Source organism: Candidatus Erwinia dacicola, from assembly GCF_001756855.1.
GTDB lineage: Bacteria > Pseudomonadota > Gammaproteobacteria > Enterobacterales > Enterobacteriaceae > Erwinia > Erwinia dacicola.
The window spans coordinates 1-10,985 of record NZ_MAYS01000024.1 but is presented as its reverse complement, the minus strand read 5'-3'; the positions used below and the strand labels follow the sequence as shown (position 1 = coordinate 10,985).

Here is a 10,985-nt window from a genome sequence, read left to right as displayed (position 1 = left end):
CTTGCTGACAAAGACATCGAATTCCAGCTGCAGGCGGCCACTGATGTCTTCAGGAGAGGTATGGGTGGAAAGCTCCTGCCGGATGAAGTCCTGAACGTGTGGCTCCAGCCGGTGAAAAGCATTTTTTGGCAAGGGTTTATGACGCCGTTCCCGTGCCAGCGAATCCGCTCTCCTGCAGGAGTAAACGCCGTTAAAAGCGGGGTCGGTATTGCGTCTGAGTTCCCTGCTAATAGTGGAGCAGGACAGATTAAGCTCTCTGGCGATGGTAGCTTGGTTGAGGCCTTCACCCCGCCGCAGCCACTTGATAAATGTTGAATTAATTCGTTAATTTCAGACAGAACCCTAGCCGCAGTGATGGTAATCATTCGCCGCACTGCATAAAATAGCACCAGGTGGGGCAAAATTCCCGCGATGGTGGTCGAGTCTTTGAATAAATTATTGAATCTCTGATAGGCATCCATCGCGATGCCCTCTATAATCTGCGGTCATTTTCTTGGCCGGGAACACCGTTTTCGCGACTACACTCGAAAGATAAAACAGGGGGCAACATGACTGTTGAGCGCACATTTTCCATCGTAAAACCTAATGCTGTGGCAAAAAACGTGATCGGCGCAATCTTCAACCGTTTTGAAAGCGCTGGCTTCGAAATCGTTGGCAGCAAAATGCTGCACCTGAACAAAGAGCAGGCTGAAGGTTTCTACGCTGAGCACCAAGGTAAGCTATTCTTCGATGGTCTTGTTGAATCCATGACCTCTGGTCCGGTAGTGGTTTCTGTACTGGAAGGCGAAAATGCCGTACAGCGTCACCGTGACCTGATGGGCGCAACTAACCCAGCTAACGCACTGGCTGGCACCCTGCGTGCAGACTACGCGGACAGCTTCACCGAGAACGCGACCCACGGTTCAGATTCTGTTGAATCTGCTGCCCGTGAAATAGCTTACTTTTTCGGCGAAAACGAAGTGTGCCCGCGCACCCGTTAATTCGGCTGCTTGGCCTGCAGCAGGGTTTACAAATTATTTGGCTATAGTGCTTTAACCCTGTGACGATCATGAGTACAGTGATGCGCCTTGGGGGTTCGCTCTCCGGGGCACTTCTATTCTATTCACTTCAAATCCAGCGCCATAACGTGTAACAACGAGGCCAGAGAATATTATGCCCGAACTTATTGTAACTCCGTCGTCCACCTCACCTGCCGTCGTAGCGCCAAAAGAAGAGAAAATTAACCTGCTCGATCTTAATCGTCAGCAGATGCGTGATTTTTTTGTCAGCATGGGTGAAAAGCCGTTTCGTGCCGATCAGGTGATGAAGTGGATCTACCACTACTGCTGTGATGACTTCGACGAGATGACTGATATCAACAAGGTCTTCCGTAACTTGCTGAGGGAAGTCGCGGAAATCCGCGCGCCGGAAGTGACTGAAGAGCAGCGTTCCTCCGATGGCACCATCAGGTGGGCTATCCAAATCGGCAGCCAGCAGGTAGAAACTGTCTACATTCCAGAAAAAGATCGCGCCACCCTGTGTGTCTCTTCCCAGGTAGGCTGTGCGCTGGAGTGCAAATTCTGTTCGACCGCGCAGCAGGGCTTTAACCGCAACCTGCGCGTGTCGGAAATTATCGGTCAGATCTGGCGCGTGGCGAAGATTATTGGCGCGGCCAAAGTCACCGGCAAGCGCCCGATCACCAACGTGGTGATGATGGGAATGGGCGAACCGCTGCTGAACCTGAACAACGTGGTTCCGGCGATGGAAATTATGCTGGACGACTTCGGTTTTGGCCTGTCGAAGCGCCGCGTAACCCTGTCCACCTCCGGAGTGGTTCCGGCGCTGGATAAACTCAGCGATATGATTGACGTGGCGTTGGCGATTTCACTGCACGCGCCAAATGACACAATTCGTGACGAAATTGTGCCAATCAATAAAAAGTACAATATTGAGACCTTCTTGGCCGCGGTGAGCCGCTACGTCGGCAAGTCAAATGCCAACCAAGGGCGTGTGACCATTGAGTACGTGATGCTCGACCACATCAATGACAGCACGGATAACGCTCATGAACTGGCCGCATTGCTGAAAGATACACCGTGTAAGATCAACCTGATCCCATGGAACCCCTTCCCAAACGCACCCTATGGTCGTAGTTCTAACAATCGCATCGATCGTTTCTCTAAAGTGTTGATGAATTACGGTTTTACTACTATTGTGCGTAAGACCCGTGGCGATGATATCGATGCTGCCTGCGGCCAGCTGGCCGGGGAAGTGATCGACCGCACCAAGCGCACGCTGAAAAAGAAAATGGCTGGTGAGGCTATCTCTGTGAAGGCGATCTGAAACCCGGCATTTTCCTGCCCTTCAACGTGTTGAATCTGTAAACATTGGCGTAGCATAATCCGCGAATGGATACGGGGAGAAACAGGGATTCGGGCAGGTTTAATCGTTGGTTTAGCGCTGTGGCTGCCGGTGGGGTGCCAAACTTCACCGCAGCGTAAAGCACTGGTTGAGACGCGCATACAGCTAGGCCTAGCTTATCTGGTGCGGGGTGATAATGAAGCCGCTCGCCGCAATTTGCAGCGGGCGCTGGCATTGGCACAAAAAGATTACCGAACCCAGCTGGCAATGACGCGTTAGCAGCAGATGGGCGAGCAGAGCAGGGCGCAGTAACATTATCGCCACGCGCTGAAACTTGCACCGCAAAACGGCTATGTGCTTAATAATTACGGTGCGTTTCCCTGCAGTTTAGGGCAGTATGATGCGGCACAATGGCAGTTCAGCAGGGCCATTGAAGATTCAGCAGACGGACTTCGTGCCGATACGTTGAAAAACTCAGGTTACTGTTTTTTAAATGCCGGGCAGCAAGAGAAAGCGCGTCATGCGCTGCAGACCGATCCTGCTAAGGGAATGCCCCTATGCTGGCAGAAGCCGAAAGGCGATTTGGAAAGGGGAAATTCACGGACTCGCGGCTCCTGTTAGATGTTTATCAACGCAACTTTCCTGTTTCTGCGGAAAGTCTGTGGTTAGAGATTCGCTTCGTCGCGCAGGCCAAGCAGCCCGACGATGATGTACAGCGTTATGGGGCGCAACTTGCGCGAATTTTTCCACAATCAATACAGCACCAGCATTTTTTAGCTAATGAATACTGAAGACAAATCCAACGTACATTCAACAGGCGAGCGCCTGCGCAGCGCCCGTGAACAGATGGGCCTCACTCAGCAGAATGTTGCTGAGCGCCTCTGCCTGAAACTTTCCACCGTCCGCGATATTGAAGAGGACAAGTCGCCTGCCGATCTGGCATCGACCTTCCTGCGGGGTTATATTCGTTCTTACGCACGTCTGGTTCGCGTGCCGGAAGAAGAACTGCTGCCGATGATGGCTAAACAAGCTCCGGTCAGAGCCGCAAAAGTTGAACCGATGCAAAGTTTCTCTCTCGGCAAACGCCGCAAAAAGCGTGATGGCTGGTTGATGATCTTCACTTGGCTGGTGCTGTTTGTGGTGGTGGGCCTGACGGGTGCTTGGTGGTGGCAGAATCATAAAGCCGCTCAGGACGATGTGGTCTCGATGGCCGATCAGAATGCGCCAGCGGAAGGGGATAGCGGCAACGGCCAATCTATTCCGTTGACTGACGGCAATGCCAGCAGCAGTGCTGATACCAGCGGCCAGTCGGTGCCGATGGAGATGGCACTTGGCCAAGCTCCTGCTGATAGCGTTAGCATGCTAGCAGCTAACGCTCCGGCTGCCAGTGCTCAGGCACTGGCAGCAGATACCCAAGCGGCGAACTCGCAGCATGCGGTGGTATCTCCAACGCAGGCGCCGGTTGACAGCGCTGTCAACGGTCAGCCACCTACCAGCAGCGCCGGCGTCAGCCAGCCTGCTGCTGATCCGAATGCGGTTATCATGAACTTCTCCAGCGATTGCTGGCTGGAAGTGGCCGATGCTGCCGGTAAAAAACTGTTCAGCGGCATCCAGCGTAGCGGTGGTAAACTGAGCCTCGCTGGTACGGCTCCTTATAGCTTGAAGATTGGTGCTCCGGCCGCAGTACAGATCGAGTATCAGGGTAAGCCTGTTGATCTGAGTCGTTTTATCCGTACTAACCAGGTTGCTCGCCTGACTTTAGGTGCGCAATAACGCATCTTTTTCTGGTCGCGAGTAATTGTGGAGAAAGAATATGCATAACGAAGCACCTATTACCCGTCGCAGATCTAAACGTATTTACGTCGGCAAGGTGCCTGTAGGCGACGGTGCCCCAATCGCCGTTCAGTCCATGACCAATACCCGAACGACTGACGTCGCTGCTACGGTCGCCCAGATTAAAGCACTTGGGCGTGTTGGCGTTGATATCGTGCGCGTTTCCGTGCCAACCATGGATGCTGCCGAAGCCTTCTGCCTGATCAAACAGCAGGTTAACGTCCCGCTGGTTGCTGATATCCACTTTGACTACCGCATTGCCCTGAAAGTCGCCGAATATGGCGTCGACTGCCTGCGTATTAACCCGGGCAATATCGGCAATGAAGAGCGCATTCGTTCGGTAGTCGACTGCGCACGCCACTACAACATTCCGATCCGTATTGGTGTGAATGGCGGATCGCTGGAAAAGGATTTGCAGGAAAAATACGGTGAGCCGAATCCGCAAGCGCTGCTGGAATCGGCGATGCGTCATGTGGATATCCTCGATCGTCTGAACTTTGACATGTTCAAAGTCAGCGTGAAAGCTTCTGATGTGTTTCTTGCCGTTGAGTCGTATCACCTGCTGGCTAAGCAGATCGATCAGCCGCTGCACCTTGGGATCACCGAAGCCGGTGGCGCCCGCGCCGGTGCGGTAAAATCCGCCATTGGCCTTGGTCTGCTGCTGTCTGAGGGGATCGGCGACACGCTGCGTATTTCGCTGGCGGCGGACCCGGTAGAAGAAGTGAAAGTCGGTTTCGATATCCTGAAATCACTGCGCATCCGCTCCCGCGGCATCAACTTTATTGCCTGCCCGACCTGTTCTCGTCAGGAGTTTGACGTGATCGGCACGGTGAATGCGCTGGAAGAGCGGCTGGAAGATATCCTTACTCCGATGGATATTTCGATTATCGGCTGCGTGGTTAACGGCCCGGGTGAAGCCACGGTATCGACTATGGGCGTTACCGGCGGCAACAAGAAAAGCGGTTTCTACGAAGATGGCGTGCGTCTCCGCGAGCGTCTCGATAACGACAATATGATTGACCAGCTGGAAGCGCACATTCGTGCTAAAGCCACCATGCTGGACGAATCGCGCCGGATCACCATCCAGCAGGTCGAAAAATAATATAGTAGGGGATGGCCTTTTGTTACAGTCGTCCCTTGCTGAATGAAATTGATGAGAGAAAGCAGTGGCGAAGAATATCCAGGCCATTCGTGGCATGAACGACTATTTACCGGCTGACACCGTGGTGTGGCAGCGTATTGAACAGATCCTTAAGCAGGTTCTGGGCAGCTACGGTTTCAGCGAAATTCGCTTGCCGATTGTAGAGCAGACCCCGTTATTCAAGCGCGCTATCGGTGAAGTGACCGACGTGGTTGAAAAAGAGATGTATACCTTTGACGACCACAACGGCGAAAGCCTGACGCTGCGCCCGGAAGGGACCGCAGGCTGCGTGCGCGCCGGCATTGAACACGGTCTGCTGTACAATCAGGAACAGCGTCTGTGGTACATCGGCCCGATGTTCCGCTACGAGCGCCCGCAGAAAGGCCGCTACCGCCAGTTCCACCAGATTGGTACCGAAGTGTTTGGCCTGCAAGGCCCGGACATTGACGCTGAGCTGATCATGATGACCGCCCGCTGGTGGAAAGCGCTAGGCATCTCTGAGCATGTGCGCCTAGAGCTGAACTCTATCGGTTCGCTGGAAGCCCGCGCCAACTATCGTGATGTGCTGGTAGCCTTCCTTGAGCAGCACGTGGACGTGCTGGACGAAGACTGCAAGCGCCGCATGTGCAGCAATCCGCTGCGCGTGCTGGACAGTAAAAACCCGGACGTACAGGCGCTGCTGAACGATGCACCAACGCTGGGTGATTACCTAGATTGCGAGTCGCGCGCGCATTTCACCGGGCTGTGCAGCCTGCTGGATGCGGCGGGCATTGCCTACAGCGTGAACCAGAACCTAGTGCGCGGCCTCGATTACTATAACTGCACTGTGTTTGAGTGGGTAACCAGCAGCCTCGGCGCGCAGGGCACGGTGTGTGCCGGTGGCCGCTACGATGATCTGGTAGAACAGCTGGGTGGTCGTGCCACCCCAGCAGTGGGTTTTGCCATGGGCCTAGAGCGTCTGGTTCTGCTGGTGCAGGCTGTTAACCCGGAATTTGAACCGACGCGTATTGTTGATGTCTATGTCATCGCTTCAGGTCAGGGCGTACACAGTGCGGCGATGCTGCTGGCTGAACAGCTGCGTGACGCGCTGCCAGAGCTGAAGCTAATGACAAACTTTGGCGGCGGTAACTTCAAGAAGCAGTTTGCTCGTGCAGATAAGTGGGGAGCCTGCATTGCATTGGTACTCGGCGAAGACGAAGTGGCCAACGGCCAGCTGGTCATTAAAGATTTACGTAACGGCGAGCAGCAAACGCTGGCGCAGTGTGATGCTGCATCCACGCTGGCCTCGATGTTACAGCGCTAAGCCCTGACGGCACGATTTAAAGGAGTAGAATTGCGTGAAAGTATATAGCAACGAAAACGAGCAGGTAGATGCGCTGAAGAACTTTTTTGCACAGAACGGCAAAGCGCTGGTAGTTGGCGTGGGGCTGGGCGTGGGCGCGTTGGTTGGCTGGCGTTACTGGAACAGCAATCAGGACAGCGGTTCACGTGAAACCTCTGCGGCCTATCAGCAGGTGACCTCGGCACTGGATGCCAGCAAACCCGCCACGTTGGATGCCGCAGCGAAATTCGCCAGCGATAACAGTAATACTTACGGCACGCTGGCTTCTCTCAACTTGGCGAAACGCTATATTGATGCTAACCAGCTCGATAAAGCCGCAGCCCAGCTGCAGAGCGGTTTGAAAGATACCAAAGATGCGAACCTGCAGGCCGTACTGAATCTGCGCTTGGCGCGCATTCAGCTACAGCAGAATCAGCCGGATGAAGTGCTGAAAACGCTGAAAAACGTGAAAGGCGACGGCTGGACAGCGATCGTGGCTGACGTGCGCGGTGAAGCGCTGCTCAGTAAAGGCGACGTGAAGGGTGCACGCGATGCGTGGACTAAAGGCATTGATTCTGACGCCTTTTCGACGCTGAAAGAGATGCTGCAAATGAAAGTGAATAATCTGCTAGGCTAAAAAGCTCTGATATTTGGCCTTCAAGGCACAAGAGGAATTTCATGGAATTGCGTAAGTTACTTCTGCCGGGACTGATGTCAGTCACCTTACTTAGCGGATGTTCATGGTTCAGCGGTGAAGAAGACGTGGTAAAAATGTCGCCGTTGCCGACCGTACAGAATCAGTTCGAGCCGGAAAAAGTCTGGAGCACCTCGGTGGGCAACGGAGTGGGAGATTTTTACTCTAACCTGCACCCAGCTTGGGCGGAAAATACCGTGTATGCGGCTGACCGTCATGGCATCGTCAAGGCGTTGAACTCCGGCGACGGCAAAGAACAGTGGAAAGTGGACCTGGCAGAAAAAACCGGTTTCTTCTCCAGCAATATCCCGGCGCTGCTCTCTGGCGGCCTGACCGTTGATGCAGGCCACGTCTATGTTGGCAGCGAGCGCGGCCAGGTTTATGACCTGAACGCCAGCGATGGCTCCGTTGCGTGGCAGACCAAAGCGGCTGGTGAAGTGTTATCCCGCCCGGTGATCAGCGATGACTTGGTGCTGGTTCACACCAGCAACGGCATGTTGCAGGGTCTTGATCAAACCAGCGGCAGCGTAAAATGGACCGTTAACCTCGATGTGTCGGCCCTGAGCCTGCGCGGTGAGTCTGCGCCATCGACCGCATTTGGCGCCGCCATTGTCGGTGGTGATAACGGCCGCGTGAGCGCCGTGATCCTCAACCCGGGCCAGATTATCTGGCAGCAGCGTATTTCCCAGCCAAGCGGCGCGACCGAAATCGACCGCTTGGCCGATGTCGATACGACCCCGGTTATCGTCAATGGCGTGGTGTATGCGCTGGCCTACAATGGTAACCTGACGGCGCTGGACCTGCGCTCCGGCCAGATCATGTGGAAGCGTGAAATCGGCTCGGTACACGATATAATCGTTGACGGTGGCCGCATCTATCTGGTGGATCAGGATGACCGCGTGATTGCCCTGAACACCGACGGTGGCGTAACTCTCTGGTGCCAGAGCGATCTGCTGCACCGTAACCTGACCTCTCCTGTGCTGTACAATGGCTACTTGGTGGTGGGTGATGTGGAAGGTTACCTGCACTGGCTTAACACCGACGATGGCCGCTTCGTGGCGCAGCAGAAACTGGACAGCACCGGCTTCCAAACTGAGCCAGTGGTTGCCAGCGACAAGCTGCTGATCCAGTCCAAAGACGGTGAGGTTTACGCGATTACGCGTTAATCTGCTGCGATCTGCTACCCGTAGTTAGGGTAAATACGACTCCTTGATTTTATCCAAGGGGTGTTATTCTAGGTACCATCGGCCTGAGTAGAGCAGCAGTTTATCTGCCTGCAGCGCGAATAAAATCGCAGCTAGGCGCCTGTTTTTTAGTTATGAGGTTTCACTATGGTACCTGTGGTCGCGCTGGTCGGGCGTCCTAATGTGGGAAAATCAACCCTGTTTAACCGCTTAACGCACACGCGAGATGCGCTGGTGGCGGATTTCCCTGGGCTTACTCGAGACCGCAAATATGGTCGCGCTGAAATTGAAGGGCGTGAGTTTATTTGTATTGATACCGGCGGTATTGACGGTATCGAAGAGGGCGTGGAAACGCGCATGGCGGAACAGTCGCTGCTTGCCATTGAAGAAGCCGACGTCGTTCTGTTTATGGTCGATGCGCGTGCCGGGCTGATGCCTGCTGACACCGCCATCGCCAAGCACCTGCGCTCGCGCGACAAGCCAACCTTTATCGTGGCGAATAAAACCGATGGTCTGGACGCGGATTCCGTCGTCACCGACTTCTGGTCGCTCGGTCTGGGTGAAATCCACGCGATTGCTGCTTCTCACGGGCGCGGTGTCACCAGCCTGCTGGAGCTGGTACTGCTGCCGTGGATGGACGAAGTTGCGCCCGAGGCAGAACTGACCGAAGAAGAGGAGAACGAAGCCTACTGGGCAGAGTTCGCGGCGAAAGAAGCCAAAGCTAACGGCGAAATGCCGGAAGATGAAAAAGATGACTTTAACCCGCTAGATCTGCCGATCAAGCTGGCTATCGTTGGGCGTCCGAACGTCGGTAAGTCAACGCTCACTAACCGTATTCTCGGTGAAGAACGCGTGGTGGTTTACGACATGCCGGGCACCACGCGCGACAGCATCTATATTCCGATGGAGCGTGACGGACGTGAATATGTCCTGATTGACACCGCCGGGGTGCGTAAGCGCGGTAAAATTATCGAAACCGTAGAAAAGTTCTCGGTAATCAAAACCCTGAAAGCGATTGAAGATGCCAACGTCGTGCTACTGGTGATTGATGCTCACGAGGGGGTTTCCGATCAGGTTCTCTCGCTGCTCGGCTTCATCCTTAATAGTGGGCGCTCACTGGTTATAGTGGTTAATAAGTGGGATGGTCTGTCACCGGAGATCCGCGACGAAGTGAAAGAGCAGCTGGACTACCGTCTGGGCTTTATCGACTTCGCGCGCATTCACTTTATCTCAGCCCTGCACGGCAGCGGCGTCGGTAACTTGTTTGAATCCGTGACCGAAGCCTACGACTGTTCCACCCGTCGAGTGAACACCTCAATGCTGACGCGCATCATGAACATGGCGGCCGACGACCATCAGCCACCCATGGTGCGCAGCCGCCGCGTTAAGCTGAAGTATGCCCACGCCGGGGGTTATAATCCGCCAATTGTGGTGATCCATGGTAACCAGGTAAAAGATCTGCCGGATTCCTACAAGCGCTATCTGATGAACTATTTCCGCCGCTCGCTGGAAATTATGGGAACGCCAATCCGTATCCAGTTTAAAGAGGGTTATAACCCGTACGAAGGTAAGCCCAACCTGCTGACGACAAACCAACAGCGTAAACGTCAACGCTTAATGAGCCATCTCAAAAAGAACAAACGTTGATCCGCAAGGAGGTATGAGGGTCCTTACGGCGTGTAATGTAGGGGTTGACCGCTTTTGGGGTCAATCCTTTGTTTTTTGTGCCACGCTGAAGTAAAGGAGAGTCCGATGTCACTTCCATGCTAGGTTTGCCAGTACTCACTCACCGCGATGGCTGAGCAGTTTCACTGCGATCGCTGCCAGCGCGCCATCCCCGCTATTGCCTGCTGCCCCGACTGCCAGAAACCGTTACAGGTACTGAAAACCTGCGGCGTGGTCGACTATTTTTGTCGGCACGGTCACAGCCTGATCTCGAAGAAACGGCTGCTGCTACTGCCCGCTGAGAATCCATAAATCCCGGTAACTATCACGTTTATCATTTTGTGCGAATTTCGGTCTATAGTTATCAAACATAGACGGCTTGTTAATTTTCTGTTTATTACATTATGAACCTAGTGGTACAATCCTGCCGTTTGTTACGGGTGCTCAGCCAAGCCTGCCGTGAGTTACGAGCGTCAGCAACAAACGTAGGACGATCCATCCCGTGAAACATATTAATAAAAAGTTGAACATTGCTACGCCTTATTATCTAGGAGTATTTCTGCTATGCCTCAATCAACTGCCGGGCCATCTAAATGGCTGGGCTTAATTTTGCTGGCAACGGGCCTCTACTTTGTCATTGGTGGTGGGAAATTAGCATCACTCGGGGGTGACTGGTATTTTGTTATTGCTGGCATCCTCATCGTGATTTCCGCCGTTCAGTTCTTTCGCCGCAAATCTTCTGCAGTACTGATATTTGCTCTGGTATTTATGTAGTGGTCAACTAATGCTGGCCACAGCATTAGACTG

General features: G+C 53.8%; 9 protein-coding genes and 3 pseudogenes. 11 read left to right on the top strand and 1 reads right to left on the bottom strand.

What is annotated here, in order from left to right:
* Positions 1-297, bottom strand: a 297-nt coding sequence (locus tag BBW68_RS20405) for a helix-turn-helix domain-containing protein (RefSeq protein ID WP_420835320.1), incomplete at its 3' end; no start/stop codon positions are given.
* 251 nt (positions 298-548) lie between these two features.
* Between BBW68_RS20405 and ndk the strand changes: the two genes are divergently transcribed.
* The 11 genes and pseudogenes from ndk to BBW68_RS00510 form a co-directional block, all read left to right on the top strand.
* Entirely contained in the window at positions 549-980 is a 432-nt protein-coding gene (gene ndk, locus BBW68_RS00560; protein WP_070133566.1) for a nucleoside-diphosphate kinase, read from the top strand.
* 172 nt (positions 981-1,152) lie between these two features.
* The gene (gene rlmN, locus BBW68_RS00555) at positions 1,153-2,322 is read left to right on the top strand and encodes a dual-specificity RNA methyltransferase RlmN (protein ID WP_070133565.1); all 1,170 of its coding nucleotides are present in this window, start codon (positions 1,153-1,155) and stop codon (positions 2,320-2,322) included.
* A gap of 87 nt (positions 2,323-2,409) precedes the next feature.
* A pseudogene (gene pilW, locus BBW68_RS00550) lies at positions 2,410-3,131 on the top strand (type IV pilus biogenesis/stability protein PilW).
* Positions 3,121-4,113 (top strand): cytoskeleton protein RodZ, encoded by a 993-nt coding sequence (gene rodZ / locus BBW68_RS00545; RefSeq protein WP_070133564.1) that lies wholly within the window; start codon positions 3,121-3,123, stop codon positions 4,111-4,113. The pseudogene pilW and the gene rodZ overlap by 11 nt, the downstream one beginning before the upstream one ends.
* A gap of 40 nt (positions 4,114-4,153) precedes the next feature.
* A complete protein-coding gene (gene ispG / locus BBW68_RS00540) occupies positions 4,154-5,275 on the top strand; it encodes a flavodoxin-dependent (E)-4-hydroxy-3-methylbut-2-enyl-diphosphate synthase (protein ID WP_070133563.1) in 1,122 nt (373 codons plus the stop codon).
* Between the two features lie 64 nt (positions 5,276-5,339).
* Positions 5,340-6,617, top strand: a complete 1,278-nt coding sequence (gene hisS / locus BBW68_RS00535; RefSeq protein WP_070133562.1) for a histidine--tRNA ligase — start codon at positions 5,340-5,342, stop codon at positions 6,615-6,617.
* Between the two features lie 34 nt (positions 6,618-6,651).
* Positions 6,652-7,272 (top strand): YfgM family protein, encoded by a 621-nt coding sequence (locus BBW68_RS00530; protein ID WP_070133561.1) that lies wholly within the window; start codon positions 6,652-6,654, stop codon positions 7,270-7,272.
* Between the two features lie 41 nt (positions 7,273-7,313).
* Entirely contained in the window at positions 7,314-8,495 is a 1,182-nt protein-coding gene (gene bamB / locus BBW68_RS00525; RefSeq protein WP_070133560.1) for an outer membrane protein assembly factor BamB, read from the top strand.
* Between the two features lie 165 nt (positions 8,496-8,660).
* The gene (der, locus tag BBW68_RS00520; protein ID WP_070133559.1) at positions 8,661-10,160 is read left to right on the top strand and encodes a ribosome biogenesis GTPase Der; all 1,500 of its coding nucleotides are present in this window, start codon (positions 8,661-8,663) and stop codon (positions 10,158-10,160) included.
* Positions 10,161-10,286: 126 nt separating this feature from the next.
* Positions 10,287-10,490, top strand: a pseudogene (locus BBW68_RS00515) (zinc ribbon domain-containing protein); the annotation flags it as partial.
* Positions 10,491-10,742: 252 nt separating this feature from the next.
* Positions 10,743-10,949: pseudogene (locus BBW68_RS00510) on the top strand (hypothetical protein); the annotation flags it as partial.
* Positions 10,950-10,985 lie beyond the last annotated feature (36 nt).

Coding starts and splice junctions, on each gene's coding strand:
- der (WP_070133559.1), top strand. CDS start 8,661: ATGGTACCTGTGGTCGCGCTGGTCGGGCGTCCTAATGTGGGAAAATCA.
- bamB (WP_070133560.1), top strand. CDS start 7,314: ATGGAATTGCGTAAGTTACTTCTGCCGGGACTGATGTCAGTCACCTTA.
- ispG (WP_070133563.1), top strand. CDS start 4,154: ATGCATAACGAAGCACCTATTACCCGTCGCAGATCTAAACGTATTTAC.
- ndk (WP_070133566.1), top strand. CDS start 549: ATGACTGTTGAGCGCACATTTTCCATCGTAAAACCTAATGCTGTGGCA.
- rlmN (WP_070133565.1), top strand. CDS start 1,153: ATGCCCGAACTTATTGTAACTCCGTCGTCCACCTCACCTGCCGTCGTA.
- rodZ (WP_070133564.1), top strand. CDS start 3,121: ATGAATACTGAAGACAAATCCAACGTACATTCAACAGGCGAGCGCCTG.